This window comes from Streptomyces sp. NPDC001843 (genome assembly GCF_042891955.1).
In the GTDB taxonomy this organism is placed as follows: Bacteria; Actinomycetota; Actinomycetes; order Streptomycetales; family Streptomycetaceae; genus Streptomyces.
The window spans coordinates 323736-350414 of record NZ_JBIATQ010000006.1; the positions used below are offsets into that span (position 1 = coordinate 323736).

The window sequence follows — 26679 nt, forward strand, 5'->3', positions numbered from 1 at the left end:
GGGCGCGGCGGTTCCAGGGCGCGCTCAGCCGTCCTTGGCTTCCTCGCGGACGCGTTCGGCGATCTGCGGCGGCATCGGTTCGTGCCGCACGTAGGACCGGCTGAAACGGGCGGTGCCGTGTGAGAGGGACCGCAGGTCGACCGCGTAGCGGCCGATCTCGATCTCCGGCACCTCGGCCCGCACGAGAGTTCGCCCGGTGCCCACCTGTTCGGTGCCGACCACCCGGCCGCGCCGCCCCGACAGGTCGCTCATCACCGGGCCCACGTAGTCGTCGCCGACCAGCACGGTGACCTCGGCGACCGGCTCCAGCAGATGGATCCTCGCGTCGGCTGCGGCCTCCCGCAGGGCGAGCGCGCCCGCCGTCTGGAACGCGGCGTCGGAGGAGTCCACCGAGTGCGCCTTTCCGTCCAGCAACGTGACCCGGACGTCGATGAGCGGATATCCGGCGGCGACCCCCTTGGCCGCCTGGGCCCGTACGCCCTTCTCGACCGACGGGATGAACTGCCGCGGCACGGCACCGCCGACCACCTTGTCCACGAACTCGATGCCCGAGCCGCCGGGCAGCGGCTCCACCTCGATCTCGCAGATGGCGAACTGGCCGTGCCCGCCGGACTGCTTCACGTGCCGCCCGCGCCCGGCCGCCCTGGCGCCGAACGTCTCCCGCAGGGAGACCTTGTGCGGCACCACGTCGACCTGGACGCCGTACCGGCTGCGCAGCCGCTCCAGCGCGACGTCCGCGTGCGCCTCGCCCAGGCACCACAGCACCACCTGGTGGGTGTCCTGGTTCTGTTCCAGCCGCATGGTCGGGTCCTCGGCGACCAGCCGGGACAGGCCCTGGCTGAGCTTGTCCTCGTCCGGCTTGCTGTGCGCCTGGATGGCGAGCGGGAGCAGCGGGTCCGGCATCTCCCACGGTGCCATCAGCAGCGGGTCGTCCTTGGCGGACAGGGTGTCCCCGGTCTCGGCGCGGTTCAGCTTGGCCACGCACGCGAGATCGCCCGCGACGGCGTGGGTGACCGGGCGCTGCTGTTTGCCGAACGGCGTCGACAGGGCGCCGACGCGCTCGTCGACGTCGTGGTCCTCGTGACCCCGGTCGGCCAGCCCGTGCCCGGAGACGTGCACCGTCTCGTCGGGGCGCAGGGTGCCGGAGAAGACGCGGACCAGCGAGATCCGGCCGACATAGGGGTCCGAGGAGGTCTTGACGACCTCGGCGACCAGCGGTCCGGCGGGGTCGCACGCCTTCAGCTCGCGAGGCTGCCCCTCGGGAGTGGTGACCAGGGGCTGCTCCCGCTCCAGGGGGGTCGGGAACCCACCGGTGATCAGCTCGAGGAGCTCCACCGTGCCGAGGCCCTGCCTGGCGCCCTCGGCCGCCGGGGCGGCGGCCAGGACGGGGAAGAAGGCGCCGCGCGCGACGGCCCGCTCCAGGTCCTCGATCAGCGTCTTCACGTCGACCTGCTCACCGCCGAGGTAGCGGTCCATGAGGGTCTCGTCCTCGCTCTCGGAGATGATCCCCTCGATGAGCCGGTTGCGGGCCTCCTCGATCCCCGGCAACTGGTCCTCGCCCGGCTCCGACTCCTTGCGCTCACCGGAGGAGTAGTCGAACAGCTTCTGCGACAGCAGCCCGGTCAGTCCGGTCACGGGCGCGTGCCCGTCGGGCCCCTCCGGGCCGTGCAACGGCAGGTACAGCGGGAGCACGGCGTCCGGGTCGTCGGCGCCGAACGCCTGCGCGCAGACCCGGGTCATCTCCGAGAAGTCCGCGCGCGCTGCCTCCAAATGGGTGATCACGATGGCGCGCGGCATGCCGACGGCCGCGCACTCCTCCCACACCATCCGGGTCGAGCCGTCCACCCCGTCCGAGGCCGAGACGACGAAGAGGGCCGCGTCCGCCGCGCGCAGACCGGCCCTGAGCTCCCCGACGAAGTCGGCGTATCCGGGGGTGTCGAGGAGATTGATCTTGTACCCGTCCCATTCGACGGGTACGAGGGAGAGCTGTACCGAGCGTTGCTGCCGGTGCTCGATGTCGTCGTAGTCGGAAACGGTGCCGCCGTCCTCCACGCGGCCCGCCCGGTTCACCGCTCCCGCCGTCAGCGCGAGAGCCTCCACCAGAGTCGTCTTGCCCGATCCGGAGTGGCCGACCAGCACCACATTCCGTACGGACGCGGGGTGGTCGGCCGCCGTAGCCCTGCCGGCGGCCCCGGGGTGTGTGTGCGCCTTGTCGCCCATGGCCTTGCCTCCCGTGCACGGTGAGGTCACTGTGGGCGCGGACACGCGGCACCGCGTGCACTGGCGGCTCCGGCGACGCCCGCGGTCCTTCGAGCTTTCCACTCCCGTCACGCTGCGTCCATACGAGGGACGCCCATCGCCCCGTCGGGGAGCGGTTGCGAGCCAGTACCCGATCCGGTCACCGGGTGCGGGTGCCCGGCGGTCGTCCACGCGCGCGCGTGACTACGATGGGCCAGCCGGAGGCCAGCAGGGGCCGCGGCGACACCGACCGTCGGGAAGGCCATGCTGAACAAGTACGCGCGTGCATTCTTCACGCGTGTCCTCACACCGTTCGCCGCGTTTCTCATCCGGCGGGGCGTCAGCCCCGACACGGTCACGCTCATCGGCACCGCCGGAGTGGTCGCGGGCGCGCTGGTCTTCTACCCCAGGGGCGAGTTCTTCTGGGGCACGATCGTCATCACGCTGTTCGTCTTCTCGGACCTGGTCGACGGAAACATGGCCCGCCAGCTGGGCCGCTCGAGCCGCTGGGGCGCCTTCCTGGACAGCACGCTGGACCGGGTCGCCGACGGCGCGATCTTCGGCGGCTTCGCCCTCTGGTACGCCGGCCTGGGCAACGACAACGTCCTGTGCGCGGTGTCGATCTTCTGCCTGGCCAGCGGCCAGGTGGTGTCGTACACCAAGGCGCGAGGCGAGTCGATCGGGCTGCCGGTCGCGGTGAACGGGCTCGTCGAGCGTGCCGAGCGGCTGGTGGTCTCACTGGTCGCGGCCGGGCTCGCGGGTCTGCACAAGTTCGGCGTCCCGGGCATCCAGTACCTGCTGCCGGTCGCCCTGTGGATCGTCGCGGTCGGCAGCCTGGTCACGTTGATCCAGCGGGTCGTCACGGTCCGCCGGGAGTCCGCCGAGGCGGAGGCGGAGGCCGGAGCGGACGGCGCGAACGCCTCCCAGGGGAGCGAGGCGGCGCAGTGAGCGCCGGGGAGCGACTGTCCGACGCCCTGTACGGGCTGGGCTGGAGCACCGTGAAGACGCTCCCCGAGCCGGCCGCCGTACGGCTGGGCCGGACCATCGCCGACCTCGCCTGGAAACAGCGCGGCAAGGGCGTGCGAAGGCTGGAGAGCAACTACGCGCGCGTGGTGCCGGACGCCACCCCGGAGCGCCTTGCCGAGCTGTCCCGGGCGGGCATGCGTTCGTATCTGCGCTATTGGATGGAGTCCTTCCGGCTCCCCGCCTGGAGCGCCGATCGGATCAAGGCCGGCTTCGACCCCAAGGACCTGCATTTCCTGACCGACGGTCTCGCCGCGGGCCGGGGCGTCGTCCTGGCGCTGCCCCACCTGGCCAACTGGGACCTGGCCGGCGCCTGGGTCACCACGAAGCTGGAGATCCCGTTCACGACGGTCGCCGAGCGACTGAAGCCGGAGACGCTGTACGACCGGTTCGTCGCCTACCGGGAGGGCCTCGGCATGGAGGTGCTGCCGCACAGCGGCGGTTCCGCGTTCGGCACACTGGCCAGGCGGTTGCGGGACGGCGGCCTGGTCTGCCTGGTCGCCGACCGCGACCTGTCCGCCTCCGGCGTGGAGGTGACCTTCTTCGGCGAGAGCGCGCGGATGCCCGCCGGGCCGGCCCTGCTCGCCCAGCAGACCGGGGCGCTCCTGCTGCCCGTCACCCTCTGGTACGACGACTCGCCCGTCATGCGGGGCCGCGTCCATCCCCCGGTCGAGGTGCCCGAGTCGGGCACGCGGGCCGAGAAGACGTCCGTCATGACACAGGCGCTGGCCGACGCCTTCGCCTCGGGGATCGCCGACCACCCGGAGGACTGGCACATGCTGCAACGGCTGTGGCTCGCCGACCTCGACCCCGCGAAGGGAACGCCGTGAGAATCGGCATCGTCTGCCCGTACTCCTGGGACGTGCCGGGCGGCGTCCAGTTCCACATCCGGGACCTGGCCGAGTACTTCATCCGCCTGGGCCACGACGTCTCCGTGCTCGCCCCCGCCGACGAGGACACCCCGCTGCCGCCGTACGTGGTCTCGGCCGGGCGCGCGGTGCCGGTGCCGTACAACGGCTCGGTGGCCCGACTCAACTTCGGCTTCCTCTCGGCGGCCCGGGTGCGGCGCTGGCTGCACGAGGGCGCGTTCGACGTGATCCACATCCACGAGCCGACCTCACCGTCGCTGGGCCTGCTGACCTGCTGGGCGGCGTCCGGCCCGATCGTGGCCACCTTCCACACCTCCAACCCCCGTTCCCGCGCGATGATCGCCGCGTACGCGATCCTGCAGGCCGCACTGGAGAAGATCAGCGCACGGATCGCGGTGAGCGAGTACGCCCGCCGCACGCTCGTCGAGCACCTCGGCGGCGACGCGGTGGTGATCCCGAACGGTGTCGACGTCGACTTCTTCGCCAAGGCCGAGCCCAACCCCGAGTGGCAGGGCGACACCATCGGCTTCGTCGGGCGCATCGACGAGCCCCGCAAGGGCCTGCCGGTGCTGATGAAGGCCCTGCCGAAGATCCTCGCCGCACGCCCGCAGACCCGGCTGCTGGTGGCCGGCCGCGGCGACGAGGAGGAGGCGGTCGAATCCCTCCCCGCCGAACTGCGCTCGCGGGTGGAGTTCCTCGGCATGGTCAGCGACGAGGACAAGGCGCGCTTCCTGCGCAGCGTCGACCTGTACGTCGCGCCCAACACCGGCGGCGAGAGCTTCGGCATCATCCTCGTCGAGGCCATGTCGGCGGGCGCCCCCGTCCTCGCCTCCGACCTGGACGCCTTCGCCCAGGTCCTCGACCAGGGCGCGGCCGGCGAACTGTTCCCCAACGAGGACGCCGACGCCCTCGCCGCCGCGGCGCTACGCCTGCTCGCGAACCCGGCACGCCGCGCCGAACTGCGGGAACGGGGCAGCGTGCACGTACGGCGCTTCGACTGGTCGACGGTCGGCGCGGACATCCTGTCGGTGTACGAGACGGTGACAGCGGGCGCGGCGGCGGTGGCGGCGGACGAACGAACCACGGGGCTGCGCGCACGGTTCGGCCTCGCGGCGCGGGACTGAGCCGCGCCTTTTCAGCCGGTCCGGGCATGATCAGCCCGTCGGGCGTTTGAGGACGAGGCCGTTCAGGCCGAAGGGGGGCTGGGGGTGGCAGCCCCCAGTGACGGCGATGGCAAGGCGCTGTCCGGCTCTCAGCCGATCTCGGCATTATCAGCCTGTCCGGCGTTTGAGGACGAGGCCGTTCAGGCCACAGCGGGGGTCTGGGGGCGGCAGCCCCCGGCGACGGCCACGACAACGCCCCGCACGACACCCCGCGACCCCCAGCGGAGCGCCCCGGTAGCCTTGCCGCCCGTGACCGCAACACTCATCTGGATCCTCGTCGCGCTCGTCGCGATCGGCCTGTACCTGAGCTGGACCGCGGGCCGCCTGGACCGGCTGCACGCGCGCATCGACGCCGCACGCGCCGCGCTCGACGCCCAGCTGCTGCGGCGGGCCTCGGTGACCCAGGAACTGGCCACCTCCGGGGTCCTGGACCCCGCCGCCTCGATCGTGCTCTACGAGGCCGCCCACGCCGCCCGCCAGGCCGAGGAGGAGCAGCGGGAGGTCGCCGAGAGCGAGCTGAGCCAGGCGCTGCGGGCGGTGTTCGCGGACCCCCAGCAGGTCGAGGCCGTCCGCGAGGCCCCCGGGGGAGAGGCGGCGGCACATGAGCTCACCGAGGCCGTGCGCCGGGTTCCGATGGCACGCCGGTTCCACAACGACGCGGTCGGGGCGGCGCGCAGGCTGCGGGAGCACCGCAAGGTCCGGTGGTTCCGGCTGGCCGGGCACGCGCCGTTCCCGCTGGCCTTCGAGATGGACGACGAGCCGCCGACGGCCCTGGTGGAGCGGGCCGCCTAGCCTCCGGATGTTCAGGGAGCGTTCGAAAATGATCCACCGGCTTGCCATTGGCCCTTGCTGTGGACTGGTCCGGCGGCGTTTCCTCAATGCTGCACCAAATCCTCTGCCCAACGAGTGAGGTCACCCGTGTCCACCACGATCCCCAACTCCGCGCAGTCCCCGGAGACCGGCACCGCCCGCGTGAAGCGCGGCATGGCCGAGCAGCTCAAGGGTGGCGTGATCATGGACGTCGTCACGCCGGAGCAGGCGAAGATCGCCGAAGACGCGGGCGCCGTCGCCGTCATGGCCCTGGAGCGGGTCCCGGCCGACATCCGCAAGGACGGCGGCGTGGCCCGCATGTCCGACCCGGACATGATCGAGGGCATCATCGACGCCGTCTCGATCCCGGTCATGGCCAAGTCCCGCATCGGCCACTTCGTCGAGGCCCAGGTCCTGCAGTCCCTCGGCGTCGACTACATCGACGAGTCCGAGGTCCTGACCCCGGCCGACGAGGTCAACCACTCCGACAAGTGGGCGTTCACCACCCCCTTCGTCTGCGGTGCCACCAACCTGGGCGAGGCCTTGCGCCGCATCGCCGAGGGCGCCGCGATGATCCGCTCCAAGGGCGAGGCCGGCACCGGCAACGTCGTCGAGGCCGTCCGCCACCTGCGCCAGATCAAGAACGAGATCGCCCGCCTGCGGGGCTTCGACAACCACGAGCTCTACGCCGCGGCCAAGGAGCTGCGTGCCCCGTACGAGCTCGTCAAGGAGGTCGCCGAGCTCGGCAAGCTCCCGGTGGTCCTCTTCTCCGCCGGTGGCGTGGCCACCCCGGCCGACGCCGCGCTGATGCGCCAGCTCGGCGCCGAGGGCGTCTTCGTCGGCTCCGGCATCTTCAAGTCCGGCGACCCGGCCAAGCGCGCCGCCGCCATCGTGAAGGCGACGACCTTCTACGACGACCCGAAGATCATCGCGGACGCGTCCCGCAACCTCGGCGAGGCCATGGTCGGCATCAACTGCGACACCCTCCCCGAGACCGAGCGCTACGCCAACCGCGGCTGGTAATCGCCCCCGAAGCGCACCAGGTAATCACCCATGAACACTCCTGTCGTAGGCGTCCTGGCCCTCCAGGGCGACGTACGGGAGCACCTCATCGCCCTGGCCGCGGCGGATGCCGTGGCCAGGCCGGTGCGGCGCCCCGAAGAACTCGCCGAGGTCGACGGTCTCGTCCTCCCCGGTGGTGAGTCCACGACCATCTCCAAACTCGCCGTCCTCTTCGGCGTGATGGAACCCCTCCGCGCGCGCGTGCGGGACGGCATGCCCGTCTACGGCACCTGTGCGGGCATGATCATGCTCGCCGACAAGATCCTCGACCCGCGCTCGGGCCAGGAGACGATCGGCGGCATCGACATGATCGTGCGCCGCAACGCCTTCGGCCGGCAGAACGAGTCCTTCGAGGCGGCCGTCGACGTCAAGGGCATCGACGGAGACCCTGTGGAGGGCGTCTTCATCCGCGCCCCCTGGGTCGAGTCCGTCGGCGCCGACGCCGAGGTGCTCGCCGAGCACGACGGCCACATCGTGGCGGTCCGCCAGGGCAACGCGCTGGCCACGTCGTTCCACCCGGAGCTGACCGGCGACCACCGGGTGCACGCGCACTTCGTCGACATGGTGCGCGCCACCCGGGCATCCGAGTCCTTGTAGGATCTCCGGGGGTTAACCTCCCGGGTCCGCCCGGGGGAGTTCGTACAGGATGGGTTACGCGAAGGAGACAGGCAGATGTCCGGCCACTCTAAATGGGCCACGACGAAGCACAAGAAGGCCGTGATCGACGCCAAGCGCGGCAAGCTCTTCGCGAAGCTGATCAAGAACATCGAGGTCGCGGCGCGCATGGGCGGCGTCGACCTCGAGGGCAACCCGACCCTCTACGACGCCGTCCAGAAGGCCAAGAAGCAGTCGGTCCCCAACAAGAACATCGACTCCGCCATCAAGCGCGGTGGCGGTCTCGAGGCCGGTGGCGCCGACTACGAGACGATCATGTACGAGGGCTACGGCCCGAACGGCGTCGCGGTGCTCATCGAGTGCCTCACGGACAACCGCAACCGCGCCGCCTCCGAGGTCCGCGTCGCCATGACCCGTAACGGCGGTTCGATGGCCGACCCTGGTTCGGTGTCCTACCTGTTCAACCGCAAGGGCGTCGTCATCGTCCCCAAGGGCGAGCTGACCGAGGACGACGTCCTCGCCGCCGTCCTCGACGCGGGGGCCGAGGAGGTCAACGACCTCGGCGAGAACTTCGAGGTGCTCAGCGAGGCCACCGACCTGGTCGCGGTCCGCACCGCCCTGCAGGACGCCGGCATCGACTACGACTCCGCCGAGGCCAACTTCGTCCCGACCATGCAGGTCGAGCTGGACGAGGAGGGCGCCAGGAAGATCTTCAAGCTGATCGACGCCCTCGAGGACAGCGACGACGTGCAGAACGTCTTCGCCAACTTCGACGTCAGCGACGAGGTCATGGAGAAGGTCGACGCGTAACGCTGCCGCGGGCTCAGCGCGTTTCGGCGGGCCGGGGGACACGTCCCCCGGCCCGCCGCCGTTGTCAGTGGCACCCGATAGCCTGCACGAACTGGGGGTACCGCCCAGCGAAGCCGGGCGAGATCGAGAGGGAGGGCGCGTGCGCGTACTGGGGGTGGACCCCGGGTTGACCCGGTGTGGCGTCGGCGTCGTCGAAGGGGTTGCGGGGCGCCCGCTCACCATGGTGGGCGTCGGGGTCGTGCGGACGCCCGCGGACGCCGAGCTGGGACACCGCCTCGTCGCCATCGAGCAGGGCATCGAGTCCTGGCTGGACGAACACCGGCCCGAGTTCGTCGCCGTGGAGCGGGTGTTCAGCCAGCACAACGTCCGTACCGTGATGGGCACCGCCCAGGCGAGCGCCGTCGCCATGCTGTGCGCCGCCCGCCGCGGCATCCCCGTCGCCCTGCACACCCCCAGCGAGGTCAAGGCCGCCGTCACCGGCAGCGGGCGCGCCGACAAAGCGCAGGTGGGCGCCATGGTCACCCGTCTGCTGCGGCTGACGGCACCGCCCAAGCCCGCCGACGCCGCCGACGCCCTCGCGCTCGCCATCTGCCACATCTGGCGGGCCCCCGCGCAGAACCGACTCCAGCAGGCCGTCGCCCTGCACACATCGAAAGGCCGTACGGGATGATCGCCTTCGTGAGCGGACCGGTCGCCGCCCTCGCCCCCGACTCCGCGGTGGTCGAGGTGGGCGGCATCGGCATCGCCGTCCAGTGCACTCCCAACACCCTGTCGGGACTGCGGACCGGCCAACAGACCAAGCTGGCGACCTCGCTGGTCGTCCGGGAGGACTCCCTGACGTTGTACGGCTTCGCCGACGACGACGAGCGCCAGGTCTTCGAGCTGCTGCAGACCGCGAGCGGGGTCGGCCCCAGACTGGCCCAGGCGATGCTGGCGGTGCACACGCCGGACGCGCTGCGCCGGGCCGTCGCCACCGGTGACGAGAAGGCCCTGACCGCCGTCCCCGGCATCGGCAAGAAGGGCGCCCAGAAGCTGCTGCTGGAACTGAAGGACCGGCTCGGCGAGCCGATCGGCGCCCCCGCGATGGGCACACCCGTCACCCAGGGCTGGCGCGACCAGTTGCACGCCGCGCTCATCGGCCTGGGGTACGCCACCCGGGAGGCCGACGAGGCGGTGACCGCCGTGGCCCCGCAGGCCGAGGCCGCCGGGGGCACCCCGCAGGTCGGCCAGCTGCTCAAGGCGGCCCTGCAGACCCTGAACCGCGCCCGCTGATCCCCCACACCACCCCGAGGCACACCACATGAACTGGGACGACACGACCGACCCCGCCGCCTCCGAGCGGCTGGTGGGCTCTGTCGCCGACCGCGAGGACCAGGCCGTCGAGGCCGCCCTGCGACCCAAGGACCTGGACGAGTTCATCGGTCAGGAGAAGGTCCGCGAGCAGCTCGACCTCGTCCTGCGCGCCGCACGCGCGCGTGGAGCGACCGCCGACCACGTCCTGCTCTCCGGTGCCCCGGGCCTCGGCAAGACCACCCTTTCGATGATCATCGCCGCCGAGATGGGCGCCCCCATCCGCATCACCTCCGGCCCCGCCATCCAGCACGCCGGCGACCTCGCCGCGATCCTCTCCTCCCTCCAGGAGGGCGAGGTCCTCTTCCTCGACGAGATCCACCGCATGTCCCGGCCCGCCGAGGAGATGCTCTACATGGCGATGGAGGACTTCCGGGTCGACGTCATCGTCGGCAAGGGCCCCGGCGCCACCGCCATCCCCCTCGAACTGCCCCCGTTCACGCTGGTCGGCGCCACCACGCGCGCGGGCCTGCTGCCGCCCCCGCTGCGCGACCGCTTCGGCTTCACCGCGCACATGGAGTTCTACGAGCCGACCGAGCTCGAGCGCGTCGTGCACCGCTCCGCGAGCCTCCTCGACGTGGAGGTCGAACCCGACGGCGCCGCCGAGATCGCCGGCCGCTCCCGGGGCACGCCCCGCATCGCCAACCGCCTGCTGCGCCGGGTGCGGGACTACGCGCAGGTCAAGGCGGACGGGCTGATCACCCGGGAGATCGCCGCGGCGGCCCTCGCCGTGTACGAGGTCGACGCGCGCGGCCTGGACCGGCTCGACCGCGCGGTCCTGCAGGCCCTGCTCAAGCTGTTCGGCGGCGGCCCGGTCGGCCTGTCCACGCTGGCCGTCGCGGTGGGGGAGGAGCGGGAGACCGTCGAAGAGGTCGCCGAGCCCTTCCTGGTACGCGAGGGCCTGCTCGCCCGTACCCCGCGCGGGCGGGTCGCCACGCCCGCGGCATGGGCGCATCTCGGCCTCACCCCGCCCCGCTCCGGGGCCACAGGAAACGGACAACAGGACCTGTTCGGGGCGTGACGGCGAGGGCATTGGCGGGGGGAGGAACCCAGGTGCCATGCTGAGCGTTGTTCCATGCACGCGGACTCGCTTAGACTCCGCCGATGCCGCCTTCGCGGGCGGCGCCGACCCAACCCCCAAATACCAGGCCGCCCTCCATCGCGGTCGCGCGAAGGAAATCCCGTCCCGTGAATACCTTGACCCTTCTCCCGTTCATCGTGCTCATCGCGGCCATGTTCCTGATGACGCGCTCGGCCAAGAAGAAGCAGCAGCAGGCCGCCAACATGCGGAACGAGATGCAGCCCGGCTCCGGTGTCCGCACGATCGGGGGGATGTACGCGACGGTCAAGGAGGTCAACGAGGACACGGTCCTCCTCGACGCCGCCCCTGGTGTCGACCTCCTCTTCGCCAAGAACGCGATCGGCGCCGTCCTCACCGACGACGAGTACAACCGCATCGTCCACGGCATCGAGCACGACCTGAAGTCCGACGCCGACCTCGTTCCGGACGACGCCTCCTCCCTCACCGAGACCGACGCCGCCGCCGACGCTGCCGCCGCCTCCGACGACAAGTCCGTCGACCTCGGTAAGAAGGACGCGTCCGAGAAGAAGGCCGACGAGGCCCAGGCCGCCGAGGCCCGCGCCGAGGAAGCCCGGGACGCCGAGGCGAAGGCGGACGAAGAGCCGAAGAAGACCGACGGCGAGTCCGACGCGAAGTAGTCACGCCCCGGGGAGCGCGGCGCGATAGGTTCGCGCCCGGCGCACCCCGGGCGCGTCTGTTTCCCGCACGGGATCCCGACACCATGTCATGGCCGACCGCGCCCCGACCGGGCGCGGGGCGGCCCGAGAGGGAGTACGAGAAGGTGGCAGCACCTAAGAGGGGCCGGAGCGCGAGTGCCCAGAGCAAGCCAGGGCGCTCACTGGCCCTCATCCTGATCGCCATCGCGGCGCTCACCGGGGGAATGTTCGCCTCCGGAAACACCACTCCGCGTCTGGGCATCGACCTCGCCGGTGGTACGAGCATCACGCTCAAGGCGAAGGCCGACCAGGGGTCCGCGATCAACCAGGCCAACATGAACACCGCGGTCGACATCATGAACCGCCGTGTCAACGGCCTGGGCGTCTCCGAGGCGGAGGTGCAGACCCAGGGGAAGGACCACATCATCGTCAACATCCCCAAGGGCACCAACTCCAAGGAGGCACAGCAGCAGGTCGGTACCACTGCCAAGCTGTACTTCCGCCCGGTCCTCACCAGCGAGCCCAGCGGCGCCGCCGCCTCGCCGAGCCCGTCGCCGAGCGCGTCCTCCAGCGGCAGCGGCTCACCGAGCCCGTCGAGCAGCGCCTCTGCCAAGGAGAAGGCGTCCTCGCCCTCCTCGGCCTCCCCGACCGCCACCGCCACCTCTCAGGGCCGCGCGGTCACCGACGGCCTGAAGGCCGACGCCACGCCGTCGTCCTCGGCCTCCGCGAAGTCCTCGGCCTCCCCGAGCCCCTCCTCCTCGTCGAGCGCGCCGAGCAGCGCCGCCGACAAGACGGCCGCCAAGCTCCAGGCCCAGTACACCGCGCTGGACTGCACCAAGGCCGCCGACCGGGCCAAGGCCGGCACGAGCGCGAAGCCCGGTGAGTCGACCGTGGCCTGCGGTCAGATCAGGAAGGTCTGGTACAAGTACCTGCTCGGCCCGGCCGCCGTGGACGGCACCGACGTGAAGAAGGCCCAGGCGGTCTTCGGAACCCAGAACACCGTCGGCTGGCAGGTCCAGATGACCTTCACCGGCAGCGGGTCGAAGAAGTTCGCGAACATCACCGGCCAGCTCGCCAAGAACCAGGGTGTGCAGAAGGAGTTCGCCATCGTCCTCGACGGCGATGTCGTCTCCAGCCCCAACGTGGACCAGGCCATCACCGGTGGCCAGGCGGAGATCTCCGGCAGCTTCACCCAGCAGGAGGCGCAGAGCCTCGCGAACATGCTGTCGTACGGTGCCCTGCCGCTCTCCTTCAAGGAGGACACCGTCACCACGGTGACCGCCGCGCTCGGCGGTGAGCAGCTGCACGCCGGTCTGCTCGCGGGCGCCATCGGCCTCGCGCTGGTCGTGATCTACCTGGTGATCTACTACCGCGGCCTGTCGCTCGTGGCCATGGCCTCCCTGCTGGTCTCCGCGGCCCTGACCTACGTGATCATGTCGTTGCTCGGCCCGGCCATCAACTTCGCGCTGAACCTGCCGGCCGTCTGCGGTGCCATCGTCGCCATCGGCATCACCGCGGACTCGTTCATCGTGTACTTCGAACGCATCCGGGACGAGATCCGCGAGGGCCGCACCCTGCGTCCCGCCGTCGAGCGGGCCTGGCCGCGCGCCCGGCGCACGGTCCTGGTCTCCGACTTCGTGTCGTTCCTCGCCGCCGCGGTGCTGTTCATCGTGACCGTCGGCAAGGTCCAGGGCTTCGCGTTCACGCTCGGCCTGACCACCGTGCTCGACGTGGTCGTCGTCTTCTTCTTCACCAAGCCGCTGATGACACTGCTCGCCCGCCGCAAGTTCTTCGCGAACGGCCACAAGTGGTCCGGCCTCGACCCGAAGAGCCTGGGTGCCAAGCCGCCGCTGCGCCGCACCCGCCGTCCCGCCGGTCCTGCCGCCGGCTCCGTCGACCCGAAGGAGGCGTGAGCGATGTCGAAACTCGGCAACCTCGGCGCGCGACTGCACCGCGGCGAGATCAGCTACGACTTCGTCGGCAAGCGCAAGATCTGGTACGGCGTCTCGATCCTGATCACCATCACGGCCATCCTCGGCCTGGCGGTGCGCGGCCTGAACATGGGCATCGAGTTCAAGGGCGGAGCGGTCTTCACCACGCCGACCCACATGAGCACCTCGGTGGCCAAGGCGGAGGAGTACGCGCAGGACGCGGCCGGCCACGAGGCGGTCGTGCAGAAGCTCGGCAACGGCAGCCTGCGCATCCAGATCGCCGGTATCGACACCGACAAGTCCGACCAGATCAAGCAGACGCTGGCCAAGGACCTGGGCCTCGACCCGAACAAACTCGCCGCCGACCTGGTCGGTCCGAGCTGGGGTGAGCAGATCGCCAACAAGGCCTGGGAAGGCCTGGGGATCTTCATGGTCCTGGTCGTGATCTACCTGGCGATCGCCTTCGAGTGGCGCATGGCGATCGCGGCCCTGGTCGCACTGATCCACGACATCACCATCACGACCGGCATCTACGCCCTCGTCGGCTTCGAGGTCACGCCCGGTACGGTCATCGGTCTGCTGACGATCCTCGGTTACTCGCTCTACGACACGGTCGTCGTCTTCGACAGCCTCAAGGAGCAGACGAAGGACATCACCAAGCAGACCCGCTTCACCTACAGCGACATCGCCAACCAGTCGATCAACGGCACCCTGGTCCGTTCCATCAACACCACGGTGGTCGCGCTGCTGCCGGTGGCCGGCCTGCTGTTCATCGGCGGCGGCTTCCTCGGCGCCGGCACGCTCAACGACATCTCGCTGTCGCTGTTCGTCGGCCTCGCGGCCGGTGCGTACTCGTCGATCTTCATCGCCACGCCGCTCGTCGCCGACCTCAAGGAGCGCGAGCCGCAGATGAAGGCCCTCAGGAAGCGCGTCCTGGCCAAGCGGGCCCAGGCCGCCGCCGGCGAGGAACTCGCCGAGAACCGGCCCGTCGCCTCCGACGAACCGGACGACTCCGCCGCGGCCGTCGTGGGACCGCGCAACCAGCCCGCGTCCCGTAACCGGGGCCGTGGCCGACCCTCGGGGAAGCGCCGATGACCGACATCAAGGAACTGCTGCTCAGCCGTATCCGGGACGTCGAGGACTATCCGGAGCAGGGCGTGATGTTCAAGGACATCACCCCGCTGCTGGCGGATCCGGCGGCGTTCACCGCCCTCACCGACGCGCTGGCGGAGATCGCCGAGCGCACCGGTGCCACGAAGATCGTCGGACTGGAGGCCCGCGGCTTCATCCTGGGCGCCCCGGTGGCCGTCCGGGCGGGGCTCGGCTTCATCCCCGTACGGAAGGCGGGCAAGCTGCCCGGGGCGACGCTGCGCCAGGCGTACGAGCTGGAGTACGGATCGGCGGAGATCGAGGTGCACGCGGAGGACCTAGTCTCCGGTGACCGCATCCTCATCGTGGACGATGTCCTCGCCACGGGAGGTACCGCCGAGGCGGCCATCCAGCTCATCCACCGGGCAGGGGCCGAGGTCGCCGGCGTCGCCGTGCTGATGGAGCTGTGCTTCCTCGAGGGCCGTCCGCGTCTGGAGGCCGCTCTGCGGGGCGCTCCGCTGGAGGCGCTGCTGCGGGTCTGAAGTTGTCGCTGGTTCGCCGAGGCCGTCCCGGTGTGTACGGGGCGGCCTCGGCTGCGCCTTCGGCCGGTTGGGTTTCCCACCCGCACCGCCCGTGCGGGCTCGTGGGCGGGTGCGGGCGTTCTCGTGGGACGTTCGCACCGTCGGCGCCTTGCGGCCAGGTGCTGTGCGCATCCGCGTTGCCCGCATCCGCGTTGCCCGCGGGGGAGTCGGCGGCTCGCGGCTGAAGGGCTGTGACGGCCGTGTCCCAGCGGGCGGCAACCCGTGGGACACCCCTGTGAAGCCCGGCTGCCTCCCTCGCGGAATCCCGCGGCAGCGGCCCGTGTTCCCCCAGTACGCGATCCTCGCGTCCGGCTGGAGGCGATGCCGGGGCCCAGGATCGCTACCATGGGGTCTCCGGAGCCTGACCGGGGGACCCGGATCGCGCACGAGGAGCCCTCTTGCCAGACGAGGCCCAGCCACTGACCGCCGCCAAGCCCGAGTCCGCCTCGGGGCCCGCGGCGAAGCCCGCGCCGAACGCGCCCCACGCGAAGAACGACAGCCGCGGGCCGGTCGAGCACGCCCAGTCCGCGCCCGTCGAGAAGTCGCCGGAGGCCGTGCGCCCCAAACCGTCCCCGGCGCCCGAGCAGCCCCCGGCGGCCCGCCCGTCCGCAGGGCAGCCCGCGCGTTCCGGCTCCTCCAACCGCGTCCGGGCCCGCCTCGCCCGTCTGGGTGTCCAGCGCGCCAATCCGTACAACCCGGTCCTGGAGCCGCTGCTGCGCATAGTCCGCAGCAACGACCCCAAGATCGAGAACGCCACGCTGCGCCAGATCGAACGCGCCTACCAGGTGGCCGAGCGCTGGCACCGCGGCCAGAAGCGCAAGAGCGGCGACCCGTACATCACGCACCCGCTCGCGGTCACCACCATCCTCGCCGAGCTGGGCATGGATCCGGCCACCCTCATGGCCGGACTGCTGCACGACACCGTCGAGGACACCGAGTACGGCCTCGACCAGCTGCGCCGCGACTTCGGCGACACCGTCGCCCTGCTGGTGGACGGCGTCACCAAGCTGGACAAGGTCAAGTTCGGCGAGGCCGCGCAGGCCGAGACGGTGCGCAAGATGGTCGTCGCCATGGCCAAGGACCCCCGGGTCCTGGTCATCAAGCTCGCCGACCGCCTGCACAACATGCGCACCATGCGCTACCTCAAGCGCGAGAAGCAGGAGAAGAAGGCGCGCGAGACGCTCGAGATATACGCGCCGCTCGCCCACCGGCTCGGCATGAACACCATCAAGTGGGAACTGGAGGACCTCGCGTTCGCGATCCTCTACCCCAAGATGTACGACGAGATCGTGCGGCTGGTCGCCGAGCGTGCGCCCAAGCGCGACGAGTACCTGGCCATAGTGACCGACGAGGTGCAGGCCGACCTGCGCGCCGCCCGTATCAAGGCCACGGTCACCGGCCGCCCGAAGCACTACTACAGCGTCTACCAGAAGATGATCGTCCGCGGCCGTGACTTCGCGGAGATCTACGACCTGGTGGGTATCCGCGTCCTCGTCGACACGGTCCGCGACTGCTACGCCGCCCTCGGCACCGTGCACGCGCGATGGAACCCGGTCCCCGGCCGGTTCAAGGACTACATCGCGATGCCCAAGTTCAACATGTACCAGTCGCTGCACACGACGGTCATCGGGCCCAACGGCAAGCCGGTCGAACTGCAGATCCGCACCTTCGACATGCACCGCCGCGCCGAGTACGGCATCGCCGCGCACTGGAAGTACAAGCAGGAGGCCGTCGCCGGCGCCTCCAAGATCCGGACCGACGCGCCGAAGACGTCCGCCAAGGACAAGGACGCCATCAACGACATGGCGTGGCTGCGGCAGCTCCTGGACTGGCAGAAGGAGACCGAGGACCCCGGCGAGTTCCTGGAGTCGCTGCGCTTCGACCTGTCCCGCAACGAGGTCTTCGTCTTCACCCCCAAGGGTGACGTCATCGCGCTCCCGGCCGGTGCCACCCCGGTGGACTTCGCGTACGCGGTCCACACCGAGGTCGGTCACCGCACCATAGGGGCGCGGGTCAACGGCCGCCTCGTGCCGCTGGAATCCACCCTGGACAACGGCGACCTGGTCGAGGTCTTCACCTCCAAGGCGCCCGGCGCGGGCCCGTCCCGTGACTGGCTGGGCTTCGTCAAGTCGCCGCGCGCCCGCAACAAGATCCGGGCGTGGTTCTCCAAGGAGCGGCGCGACGAGGCGATCGAGCAGGGCAAGGACGCCATCGTCCGCGCCATGCGCAAGCAGAACCTGCCGATCCAGCGCATCCTCACCGGCGACTCACTGGTCACCCTCGCGCACGAGATGCGCTACCCGGACATCTCCGCGCTGTACGCGGCGATCGGCGAGGGCCACGTCTCCGCGCAGAACGTCGTGCAGAAGCTCGTTCAGGCGCTCGGCGGCGAGGAGGCGGCCACCGAGGAGATCGACGAGGCGGTACCGCCGTCCCGTGGGCGCGGCCGCAAGCGGCGCTCCAGCGCCGACCCGGGCGTCGTGGTCAAGGGCGTCGAGGACGTGTGGGTCAAGCTCGCCCGCTGCTGCACGCCCGTGCCCGGCGATCCGATCATCGGTTTCGTCACACGGGGTAGCGGCGTATCGGTTCATCGCAGCGACTGCGTCAACGTGGAGTCACTGTCCCGCGAGCCGGAGCGCATCCTTGACGTCGAGTGGGCGCCCACCCAGTCCTCGGTCTTCCTGGTCGCCATCCAGGTCGAGGCCCTGGACCGCTCCCGTCTGCTGTCGGACGTCACCCGCGTCCTGTCCGACCAGCACGTCAACATCCTCTCCGCGGCCGTCCAGACCTCCCGCGACCGGGTGGCCACCTCCCGCTTCACCTTCGAGATGGGCGACCCCAAGCACCTCGGGCACGTCCTGAAGGCGGTGCGAGGTGTGGAGGGCGTGTACGACGTGTACCGCGTGACCTCGGCGCGCAGCCGGTCGTAGAAGACCGTAGCGGTCGCACCGGGCACGCACCGGGCAAAGGCGAGAGGGCCCCGTACGTCGCCGTACGGGGCCCTCACACACTGAGGCTTCGGGTGTTCAGCCGCCGAACTCCTGCAGGCCCTTCAGGGCCTGGTCCAGCAGCGCCTGACGGCCCTCCAGCTCCCTCTCGAGCTTGTCCGCCCTGGCGGTGTTGCCCTGGGCGCGAGCCTGCTCGATCTGGCCCTTCAGCTTGTCCACGGCGGCCTGCAGCTGACCGGTCAGGCCCTCGGCACGCGCGCGTGCCTCCGGGTTCGTCCGGCGCCACTCGGCCTCCTCGGCCTCCTGGATCGCCCGGTCGACGGTGTGCATCCGGCCCTCGACCTTCGGACGGGCGTCGCGCGGCACATGACCGATGGCCTCCCAGCGCTCGTTGATCGAGCGGAAGGCGGCACGGGCGCCCTTCAGGTCCGTGATCGGCAGGAGCTTCTCGGCCTCCTCGGCCAGCTCCTCCTTCAGCTTCAGGTTCTCCGCCTGCTCCGCGTCCCGCTCGGCGAACACCGAGCTGCGGGCGGCGAAGAACACGTCCTGGGCGCCGCGGAAGCGGTTCCACAGGTCGTCCTCGTGCTCACGTTGCGCGCGGCCCGCGGCCTTCCAGTCCGCCATCAGCTCGCGGTAGCGGGCCGCAGTGGGCCCCCAGTCCGTCGAACCGGACAGCGCCTCGGCCTCGGCGACCAGCTTCTCCTTGGTCTTGCGCGCCTCCTCGCGCTGCGCGTCCAGCTGCGCGAAGTGCGCCTTGCGCCGCTTGGAGAACGCCGAGCGGGCGTGCGAGAAGCGGTGCCACAGCTCGTCGTCCGACTTGCGGTCCAGGCGGGGCAGACCCTTCCAGGTGTCCACCAGGGCACGCAGCCGCTCACCGGCCGCCCGCCACTGGTCGGACTGCGCCAGCTGCTCGGCCTCGGCGACCAGGTCCTCCTTGGCCTTGCGGGCCTCGTCGGACTGCTTGGCCCGCTGCTGCTTGCGCTCCTCACGGCGGGCCTCGACGGTCTGCACGAGCTTGTCGAGCCGAGCCCGCAGCGCGTCGAGGTCGCCGACCGCGTGGTGTGCGTCGACCTGCTCCCTGAGGTGGTCGATGGCGGTCTGCGCGTCCTTCGCCGACAGGTCGGTGGTCTGCACTCGCTTCTCGAGGAGGCCGATCTCGACAACCAGGCCCTCGTACTTGCGCTCGAAGTAGGCAAGCGCCTCCTCAGGGGAGCCGGCCGCCCAGGAACCGACGACCTGCTCGCCGTCGGCCGTACGCACGTACACGGTCCCCGTCTCGTCGACGCGGCCCCACGGGTCGCTGCTCACAGCGCCTCCTCCACATGATGCCTGCGGGGGGCCTGTAGCTCCCCCGGGCATCGTCCACAGTTTCGTCACGGCCAACATAGGCGACCAGCGGGTTGCCTGTCCGCATCCAGCGCGACCGAAATTCCGCTACCGGCCGCCTCGACCGTCAGGATTTCGTGACCGTCGCCTTGTTGATCACGACCGTCGCGTTCGGAGCGCCGTCGCCCTGGCCCGTGCTCTCGCCCGCGGCGGCGATCTTCTTCAGCACCTTCATGCCCGCCGCGTCGATGGTTCCGAACGGTGTGTAGCTGGGCGGAAGCTGACTGTCCTGGTAGACCAGGAAGAACTGGCTGCCGCCGGTGTGCTTCTGGCCCGTGTTCGCCATCGCCACCGTGCCCGCCGGGTAGACGTTGCCCTTCAGGCTTTTGTCCTTGAGGTTCTCGTCAGGGATCGTGTACCCAGGACCGCCGCTTCCGGTGCCCGTCGGGTCGCCGCACTGCAGCACGTAGATGCCGTTGGTGGTGAGCCGGTGGCACTTGGTGTGGTCGAAGAAGCCCTTGCCCGCGAGGAAGGCGAACGAGTTCACGGTGTGCGGTGCCGCCGACGTCTTCAGCGCGATGCCGATGTCACCGCACGTCGTCGCCAGGTTCATCGTGTACTTCGCCGACGTGTCGATGGTCATCGCCGGCTCCTTCTTCCAGCTCAGCTTCTCCACGGAACCCTTGGCGGGCTTCGCGCAAGGGTCCGGAGCCTTGCTGGGGGCCGAGGCGCTGGGCGTGGCCGCGGTATTGGCGCTCGCCTTGTCGTCGTCGTCGTTCTTCAGCACCCCGGTCGTGTACAGCGCGACACTTCCGATGACGACCACGCCGAGCACCGACGCGATCACGGAGTTGCGCATACGTGCCTTGCGCCGCGCGCTGGTGCGCCGCTGCTGCTGCCGCAAGAACTTCTCCCGGGCGAGCTGACGCCGCCGCTGCTCCTGGCTGACCACCGGGTTCTCTCCTCATGCGTGTCGTGTGCCGACTGGTACGCGTGCGTCCTGAGTCGACAGCCGCGTGTAGCCCCGTACCGTATATGGGTTCGCTGAGGAAACGGCAGCGCCGGTAGGCTCTGACAGCAGCTTTGGCCGCCCGTAATCGACACAACGAAGGACGATCGTGCTCATTGCCGGGTTCCCCGCCGGGGCCTGGGGGACGAACTGTTATCTCGTCGCCCCCGCCGCCGGTGAGGAGTGCGTGATCATCGACCCGGGCCACCAGGCCGCCGACGGAGTCGAGGAAGCACTGAAGAAGCATCGGCTCAAGCCCGTCGCCGTCGTCCTCACCCACGGCCACATCGATCATGTGGCCTCGGTCGTCCCGGTGTGCGGCGCGCACGACGTGCCGGCCTGGATCCACCCCGAGGACCGTTACATGATGAGCGATCCCGAGAAGGCGCTCGGCCGTTCCATCGGAATGCCGCTGATGGGTGAGCTCACGGTGGGGGAGCCGGACGACGTCAAGGAGCTCACCGACGGCGCGCGGCTGGAACTGGCGGGTATCGAGTTCTCCGTGGCGCACGCGCCCGGCCATACCAAGGGGTCGGTGACGTTCCGGATGCCCGAGACGACCGACATCCCGTCGGTCTTCTTCTCCGGGGATCTGCTGTTCGCCGGCTCCATCGGACGCACCGACCTGCCCGGCGGTGACATGGCCGAGATGCTCGACTCGCTGGCCCGCGTGTGCCTGCCGCTCGACGACTCGACCGTGGTGCTGTCCGGCCACGGCCCCCAGACGACCATCGGCCAGGAGCGCGCCACCAACCCCTATCTGCGGCAGGTGGCCGCCGGCCCGGGAGCGGACGGACCCTCCGCTCCCCGACGAGGAATGTGACGAGACTTCCCGTGAGCACCTTCAAGGCCCCCAAGGGCACGTACGACCTGATCCCGCCGGACTCCGCGAAGTTCCTGGCGGTACGCGAGGCCATCGCCGCGCCGCTGCGCAACTCCGGCTACGGCTACATCGAGACGCCCGGCTTCGAGAACGTCGAGCTCTTCGCGCGCGGTGTCGGTGAGTCGACCGACATCGTGACCAAGGAGATGTACGCCTTCGAGACCAAGGGCGGCGACCGGCTGGCCCTGCGCCCGGAGGGCACGGCATCCGTGCTGCGGGCCGCCCTGGAGGCCAACCTGCACAAGTCGGGCAACCTGCCGGTCAAGCTGTGGTACTCCGGCTCGTACTACCGCTACGAGCGTCCGCAGAAGGGCCGTTACAGGCACTTCTCGCAGGTGGGCGCGGAGGCCATCGGGGCCGAGGACCCGGCGCTGGACGCCGAGCTGATCATCCTGGCCGACCAGGCTTACCGCTCGCTGGGACTGCGGAACTTCCGTATCCTGCTGAACTCGCTGGGCGACAAGGAGTGCCGACCGGTGTACCGGGCCGCGCTGCAGGACTTCCTGCGGGGGCTGGACCTGGACGAGGACACGCTGCGGCGGGCGGAGATCAACCCGCTGCGGGTGCTGGACGACAAGCGGGAGTCGGTCCAGAAGCAGCTCGGCGACGCGCCGCTGCTGCGGGACTACCTGTGCGACGCCTGCAAGGCGTACCACGAGGAGGTCCGTGACCTGATCAGCGCGGCGGGGGTGGCCTTCGAGGACGACCCGAAGCTGGTGCGCGGCCTGGACTACTACACGCGCACGACCTTCGAGTTCGTGCACGACGGTCTGGGCTCCCAGTCCGCGGTGGGCGGTGGCGGCCGGTACGACGGGCTGTCCGAGATGATCGGCGGACCCGCGCTGCCCTCGGTGGGCTGGGCCCTCGGCGTCGACCGCACGGTGCTGGCCCTCGAGGCGGAGGGCGTCGAGCTCGACCTTCCCGCGTCGACCAGCGTCTTCGCGGTGCCGCTCGGGGAGGAGGCCCGGCGCGTCCTGTTCGCGAAGGTCACCGAGCTGCGCAAGGTGGGCATCGCGGCGGACTTCTCGTACGGCGCCAAGGGGCTGAAGGGCGCCATGAAGAACGCCAACCGCAGCGGGGCCCGGTACACGATCGTCGCCGGTGAACGCGACCTCGCCGACGGTGTCGTCCAGCTCAAGGACATGGAGACCGGCGAGCAGACGGCTGTCCGCGTGGGCGAGATCGTTGCCGAACTGGAATCGCGGCTGGGCTGATGCGCGTGGGGGCGAGGCCCGGTTTCCTCGCCCCCGCCGCCCCTACCCTTCCCGTCCCAGGGGCTCCGCCCCTTCAACCCCGCGCACGGCCGCGACCGTTGACCCCGCGGGGCCGCGGCTTACGGCTCTGCGCGGGGGGTGCGGCCTTTGGCCTGGCCTTGGGTGTGCGTCTTGGTTTCGCTCGGGGTTGCGTTCGCTGTGTCCGCGCGGGGCGCGGCTTGTGACCCTGCGAGGGGGCAGCGCTCCCTGGCCTTGGGGCTGCGGCCCCCTCAGCTCGCCTCGGGGCTGCGTCTCCTGACCTTGACCTCCCTTGGAGATCACGCCCCTCAGGGCCGCCCGGGGGCTGCGCCGCGCCCTCTGATCGCGCCCGGGGGAGGGGCTTGGGGGTGTCTCGGCCCGGGGGTTCAGTCGAGGAGTCCGTGGCGCATCGCCGAGGTGACTGCCGCTGTTCGGTCGTCCACGCCCAGCTTGCCGAAGACGCGCAGCAGATGGGTCTTCACCGTCGACTCCCCGATGAACAGCCGACGGGCTATCTCCGCGTTGGTGCAGCCCTCGGCCACCAGGCGCAGTACCGCCGTCTCCCGGGAGGACAAGCGTGGGCGTTCCGGTCTGGCGCGCAGTTGGTCGACCAGGCGGGCCGCCACCGACGGGGCCAGGACCGTTTCGCCGCGCGCGGCGGCCCGTACGGCGTCGGCCAGTTGGCCACGGGGCAGGTCCTTCAGGAGATAGCCCGCGGCCCCGGCCTCGACCGCCCGCAGGATGTCGCGGTCCGTCTCGTACGTCGTCAGGACGATCACCCGGCAAGGCAGCCCCGCCGCGCTCATCCGCTCGATCGAGTCCACCCCGTCGCCGCCCGGCATCCGCAGGTCCATCAGCACGATGTCGGGCCGCAACTCGGCCGCCAGCGCCTCCGCCTGCGGCCCGCTGCTCGCGTCGGCGACGACCTCCAGGTCGGGTTCGGCGCTGAGCATCGCGCGCAGGCCCTCCCGGACGACGGGATGGTCGTCGGCCAGGACGATCCGGATCACGTGGTGTCACTCCTCAGGGCGGCGGGGACGGGCAGGCGTACGGTCACCGTCGTACCGTCACCGGGCGCGCTGTGGACCGAAACGGTCCCGCCCACCTCGGCGGCCCGGGCCCGCAGCCCCGCCAGACCGTACCCGCCGCGGACGACCGCCGGGTCGAAGCCGCGGCCGTCGTCCTCGACGCGGACGGTGAGCGCCGCGTCCGCGTACGCGAGCCGGATCGCGACCGCCGCGGACGCCCCCGCGTGACGACGGGCGTTCGTCAGCGCCTCCTGGCACGTGCGCAGGGCGACCACCTCCGGGCCGGGCGGTAACGGTCGCACCTCCCCGGTCAGCTCCAGGCTCGCCCCCTGCCGCGTCGCCAGCCGGCGCAGCGCATCGGGCAGTGAGGCGCCGTCGAGGTCCGCCGGTGCGCCCCCGGCCACCAGGGCCCGGGCCTCGGCGAGGTTCTGGCGGGCCGTGGCGTCCATCAGCGCCAGATGGCGGCGAGCCTGCGGGAGGTCGTCGTCCAGCTCGGCCTCGACCGCTTGGACGAGCATCAGCAGGCTGGTGAAGCCCTGCGCGAGGGTGTCGTGGATCTCGCGGGCCATCCGCTCGCGCTCGGCCAGCGCGCCGTGCTCCGCCGACAGCCGGGCGACCTCGTGGCGGCTGGCGTCCAGTTCCGCGATCAACTCGGCCCGCTCCCCGCTCTGCTCGATGATCCGGATGATCCAGCTGCCGACCGCTACGGAGAACGCGAGGGTGACCCCGGAGAACAGCACGCCCGCGAACAGGTCCCGGCCGTCCGGCCGCCACAGCAGCGCCCAGCCGGCCACCGGCACCAGATTGACGACCGTCACCGCCACCAGCGCCCGCCGCATCCTGAGCGTCATGAAGCACTGGGGGACGAGCGCGAACGCCATCAGCCGGGTCTCGCCCACCAGGACGGCCGACGGCAGGAACAGGGCGATGGCCACGCCGAGGTAGCGCAGCGTCTGCCATTCCTCCGGCGGATCCTCCTGGAGCAGCGTGCGGCCCACCACGGCGTACCAGGGCACCAGCGGGACGAGCAGCCCGGCGGCGACCACGCGTACGGGCCACCCGGGGTACCGCGCGGCGAGCACGAAGGCGAGGGTGGCCACCCAGGCGACCGCGAAGTACAGGTCCCAGAGGCCGATCGTACGGTCCCAGGCGTGCGGGTCCCGGGCCGAACCCGGTTCGGTCATCCCGTGCGCCGGTCCCGCCAGCGGAAGGTCAGCAGACACAGCGCCAATCCTGCGGCGCACCAGGCGGCGAGCACCAGGGCGATCCGCCCGAACTCCCAACTCCCGGCCTGCTCCAGGACCCGCGCGGAGTCCGGCAGGAACACGCCCCGCAGCCCCTGGCACAGCCACTTCAGCGGGAAGAGGGCGCCGACGTCCAGCATCCAGCCGGGGATCGTGTCGACGGAGATGTACACCCCGGAGACGAACTGCAGCACCAGGAACGGCAGCACGACGACCGAACTGGCGCTCTGCGCGGACCGGGGCACCGAGCTGATCGCGATGCCGAGCAGCGCGCACGCGGTCAGCCCGAGTACGAAGATCCACCCGAAGTCGAACCAGCGGCCCGGGTCCGACGGGAGGTCGACGCCGTACAAGGCGGTGCCGACGAGCAGCAGGATCACCGTCTCCGCCACGCCGGTGAACAGAACCAGCCATATCTTCCCCAGGAAGTAGGCGGCCGGCGGCATCGGCGTGCCACGCAGCCGGCGCAGCGTCTTCTGGTCCCGCTCGACGGCGATCGAGATGCCCAGCGACTGGAAGCTCGTCGACATGATCCCGGAGGCCATCATCGCGGGCACGTACAACTGGGAGGCGGTGACTCCGCTGCCCTTGACGTCGTCGTGGAAGATCGACGCGAACAGGAACAGGAAGACGACCGGGAAGGCGAAGGTGAACACCACCTGGTCGCGCTGCCGGAAGAACTGCTTGATCTCCAGCGCGCCGCGGCTGAGGCCGAGGGACCAGGCCGTCATCGGGTCGCCTCCTGCCCGGTCAGCCGGAGGTAGACGTCCTCCAGCGTGGGACGGCTCACCGCGAGGCCCGGGATCTCGCCGTCGAAGCGCTCCATGAGCGCCGCGACCGTCTTCGTCGGCGTGTCCGTGTGCTCCGCGTGCGCCGAGCCGTCGGCGTCCGTCCAGGTCACCGTGGCGCCGGTGCCGTGCCGCTCGCGCGGCTCACCCGGCTCGCCCTCGGCGACGACCCGGCCCCGGGCGACCACCGCGAGCCGGTCCGCGAGTGCCTCCGCCTCCTCCAGGTAGTGCGTGGTGAGCACGATCGTCGTGCCCTCGTCCGCCAGCAGCCGGATCAGCTCCCAGAACTGACGGCGGGCCGCCGGGTCGAAGCCGGTCGTCGGCTCGTCCAGGAGCAGCAGTTCGGGGCCGCCGATCACGCCGAGCGCCACGTCGAGGCGGCGACGCTGCCCGCCCGAGAGGGCCTTGATCCGGCTGTCCGCCTTGGCCCCGAGCCCGACCATGCCGATGACCTTCTCCGGGTCGCGCGGACGCGGGTAGTAGCGGGCGAAGTGCCGTACCGTCTCGCGGACCGTCAACTCGGCGGGCGCCGATTCGTCCTGCCAGACGATTCCCACTCGCGAGCGCCACGCGCGCGTGGCCGTCGCCGGATCCGACCCCAGGACCGAGACCTCGCCCCCGTCCCGGGTGCGGTTGCCCTGGAGGATCTCCACCGTCGTGCTCTTGCCCGCGCCGTTCGGCCCGAGCAGGCCGAACACCTCGCCGCGCCGGATGCCCAGATCGATGCCGTCGACCGCGGTCACGTCCCCGTACTGCTTGCGCAGCCCCCGAACGCGCACCGCGAGTTCGTTCGCGTGTGCTGTCATGCCGTAGAGCCTCGGCCGGAACCGAACGCTCCGGGACCACCGTGCGTACCTCCTTATGTCCATCGAACGGTGGACGCACGCGTGCGTGCGGCACAATGACCCCTGCCCGAAGATGGTCCTATTCTCGAGTGACGGAA

24 protein-coding genes are annotated in these 26679 nt (G+C 70.8%); 17 read left to right on the top strand and 7 right to left on the bottom strand.

All coding sequences use genetic code 11. The features are described 5' to 3' along the window. Positions 1 to 24 precede the first annotated feature (24 nt). Positions 25 to 2220 (bottom strand): elongation factor G-like protein EF-G2, encoded by a 2196-nt coding sequence (locus ACFYZQ_RS18055; protein WP_389148133.1) that lies wholly within the window; start codon positions 2218 to 2220, stop codon positions 25 to 27. A gap of 282 nt (positions 2221 to 2502) precedes the next feature. Here ACFYZQ_RS18055 and pgsA point away from each other — a divergent pair, with 282 nt between their 5' ends. From pgsA to ACFYZQ_RS18130, 15 genes are all read left to right on the top strand, one after another. Then, positions 2503 to 3186 (top strand): phosphatidylinositol phosphate synthase, encoded by a 684-nt coding sequence (gene pgsA / locus ACFYZQ_RS18060; RefSeq protein WP_389148136.1) that lies wholly within the window; start codon positions 2503 to 2505, stop codon positions 3184 to 3186. Then, positions 3183 to 4091: a phosphatidylinositol mannoside acyltransferase gene (locus ACFYZQ_RS18065; protein WP_389148139.1), complete on the top strand. Its 909-nt coding sequence runs from the start codon at positions 3183 to 3185 to the stop codon at positions 4089 to 4091. The genes pgsA and ACFYZQ_RS18065 overlap by 4 nt, the downstream gene beginning before the upstream one ends. Further along, positions 4088 to 5254 (top strand): glycosyltransferase family 4 protein, encoded by a 1167-nt coding sequence (locus ACFYZQ_RS18070; RefSeq protein WP_389148142.1) that lies wholly within the window; start codon positions 4088 to 4090, stop codon positions 5252 to 5254. Before ACFYZQ_RS18065 ends, ACFYZQ_RS18070 begins: the two co-directional genes overlap by 4 nt. A gap of 288 nt (positions 5255 to 5542) precedes the next feature. Beyond that, positions 5543 to 6085: a hypothetical protein gene (locus ACFYZQ_RS18075; protein WP_389148145.1), complete on the top strand. Its 543-nt coding sequence runs from the start codon at positions 5543 to 5545 to the stop codon at positions 6083 to 6085. A gap of 192 nt (positions 6086 to 6277) precedes the next feature. Further along, the gene (gene pdxS / locus ACFYZQ_RS18080) at positions 6278 to 7126 is read left to right on the top strand and encodes a pyridoxal 5'-phosphate synthase lyase subunit PdxS (protein WP_202430709.1); all 849 of its coding nucleotides are present in this window, start codon (positions 6278 to 6280) and stop codon (positions 7124 to 7126) included. 30 nt (positions 7127 to 7156) lie between these two features. Beyond that, positions 7157 to 7762, top strand: a complete 606-nt coding sequence (gene pdxT, locus ACFYZQ_RS18085) for a pyridoxal 5'-phosphate synthase glutaminase subunit PdxT (RefSeq protein ID WP_389148148.1) — start codon at positions 7157 to 7159, stop codon at positions 7760 to 7762. Between the two features lie 75 nt (positions 7763 to 7837). Then, a complete protein-coding gene (locus ACFYZQ_RS18090; RefSeq protein ID WP_389148150.1) occupies positions 7838 to 8590 on the top strand; it encodes a YebC/PmpR family DNA-binding transcriptional regulator in 753 nt (250 codons plus the stop codon). Between the two features lie 139 nt (positions 8591 to 8729). After that, positions 8730 to 9260, top strand: a complete 531-nt coding sequence (gene ruvC, locus ACFYZQ_RS18095) for a crossover junction endodeoxyribonuclease RuvC (protein WP_389148153.1) — start codon at positions 8730 to 8732, stop codon at positions 9258 to 9260. Next, the gene (ruvA, locus tag ACFYZQ_RS18100) at positions 9257 to 9862 is read left to right on the top strand and encodes a Holliday junction branch migration protein RuvA (RefSeq protein ID WP_389148156.1); all 606 of its coding nucleotides are present in this window, start codon (positions 9257 to 9259) and stop codon (positions 9860 to 9862) included. The genes ruvC and ruvA overlap by 4 nt, the downstream gene beginning before the upstream one ends. A 28-nt stretch (positions 9863 to 9890) precedes the next feature. After that, entirely contained in the window at positions 9891 to 10961 is a 1071-nt protein-coding gene (gene ruvB / locus ACFYZQ_RS18105) for a Holliday junction branch migration DNA helicase RuvB (RefSeq protein ID WP_389148159.1), read from the top strand. Positions 10962 to 11128: 167 nt separating this feature from the next. Next, positions 11129 to 11659, top strand: coding sequence for a preprotein translocase subunit YajC (gene yajC, locus ACFYZQ_RS18110; protein ID WP_389148162.1), 531 nt, complete (start codon positions 11129 to 11131; stop codon positions 11657 to 11659). Positions 11660 to 11802: 143 nt separating this feature from the next. Further along, complete coding sequence (secD, locus tag ACFYZQ_RS18115; RefSeq protein WP_389148165.1) at positions 11803 to 13590, top strand: protein translocase subunit SecD; 1788 nt, start codon at positions 11803 to 11805, stop codon at positions 13588 to 13590. Positions 13591 to 13593: 3 nt separating this feature from the next. Further along, positions 13594 to 14703 carry a protein translocase subunit SecF gene (gene secF, locus ACFYZQ_RS18120; RefSeq protein ID WP_389148168.1) on the top strand — a complete coding sequence of 370 codons (1110 nt, stop codon included), beginning with the start codon at positions 13594 to 13596 and terminating at the stop codon, positions 14701 to 14703. Further along, positions 14700 to 15239, top strand: coding sequence for an adenine phosphoribosyltransferase (locus ACFYZQ_RS18125; protein WP_388794406.1), 540 nt, complete (start codon positions 14700 to 14702; stop codon positions 15237 to 15239). Before secF ends, ACFYZQ_RS18125 begins: the two co-directional genes overlap by 4 nt. Before the next feature lie 437 nt (positions 15240 to 15676). Further along, on the top strand, positions 15677 to 18208 hold the full coding sequence (locus ACFYZQ_RS18130) for a RelA/SpoT family protein (protein ID WP_389148171.1): 2532 nt from the start codon (positions 15677 to 15679) through the stop codon (positions 18206 to 18208). A 96-nt stretch (positions 18209 to 18304) separates the two neighbouring features. On the opposite strand, the gene ACFYZQ_RS18135 is transcribed toward ACFYZQ_RS18130, so the two are convergent. Together ACFYZQ_RS18135 and ACFYZQ_RS18140 are read right to left on the bottom strand one after the other, a co-directional pair. Beyond that, positions 18305 to 19534 carry a DUF349 domain-containing protein gene (locus tag ACFYZQ_RS18135; protein ID WP_388794400.1) on the bottom strand — a complete coding sequence of 410 codons (1230 nt, stop codon included), beginning with the start codon at positions 19532 to 19534 and terminating at the stop codon, positions 18305 to 18307. Between the two features lie 145 nt (positions 19535 to 19679). Then, positions 19680 to 20504, bottom strand: coding sequence for a peptidylprolyl isomerase (locus ACFYZQ_RS18140; protein ID WP_389148174.1), 825 nt, complete (start codon positions 20502 to 20504; stop codon positions 19680 to 19682). Between the two features lie 166 nt (positions 20505 to 20670). Between ACFYZQ_RS18140 and ACFYZQ_RS18145 the strand changes: the two genes are divergently transcribed. Further along, positions 20671 to 21384 (top strand): MBL fold metallo-hydrolase, encoded by a 714-nt coding sequence (locus ACFYZQ_RS18145; RefSeq protein WP_389148177.1) that lies wholly within the window; start codon positions 20671 to 20673, stop codon positions 21382 to 21384. 11 nt (positions 21385 to 21395) lie between these two features. Next, positions 21396 to 22658 carry a histidine--tRNA ligase gene (hisS, locus tag ACFYZQ_RS18150; protein WP_389148180.1) on the top strand — a complete coding sequence of 421 codons (1263 nt, stop codon included), beginning with the start codon at positions 21396 to 21398 and terminating at the stop codon, positions 22656 to 22658. 404 nt (positions 22659 to 23062) lie between these two features. On the opposite strand, the gene ACFYZQ_RS18155 is transcribed toward hisS, so the two are convergent. The 4 genes from ACFYZQ_RS18155 to ACFYZQ_RS18170 are packed head-to-tail and all read right to left on the bottom strand — an operon-like array spanning position 23063 to position 26542. Continuing rightward, on the bottom strand, positions 23063 to 23686 hold the full coding sequence (locus tag ACFYZQ_RS18155) for a response regulator (RefSeq protein ID WP_389148183.1): 624 nt from the start codon (positions 23684 to 23686) through the stop codon (positions 23063 to 23065). Beyond that, on the bottom strand, positions 23683 to 24888 hold the full coding sequence (locus tag ACFYZQ_RS18160) for a sensor histidine kinase (protein ID WP_389148488.1): 1206 nt from the start codon (positions 24886 to 24888) through the stop codon (positions 23683 to 23685). The genes ACFYZQ_RS18155 and ACFYZQ_RS18160 overlap by 4 nt, the downstream gene beginning before the upstream one ends. Further along, positions 24885 to 25679, bottom strand: a complete 795-nt coding sequence (locus tag ACFYZQ_RS18165; RefSeq protein ID WP_389148186.1) for an ABC transporter permease — start codon at positions 25677 to 25679, stop codon at positions 24885 to 24887. Before ACFYZQ_RS18165 ends, ACFYZQ_RS18160 begins: the two co-directional genes overlap by 4 nt. Continuing rightward, complete coding sequence (locus tag ACFYZQ_RS18170; protein ID WP_389148189.1) at positions 25676 to 26542, bottom strand: ABC transporter ATP-binding protein; 867 nt, start codon at positions 26540 to 26542, stop codon at positions 25676 to 25678. Before ACFYZQ_RS18170 ends, ACFYZQ_RS18165 begins: the two co-directional genes overlap by 4 nt. Positions 26543 to 26679 lie beyond the last annotated feature (137 nt).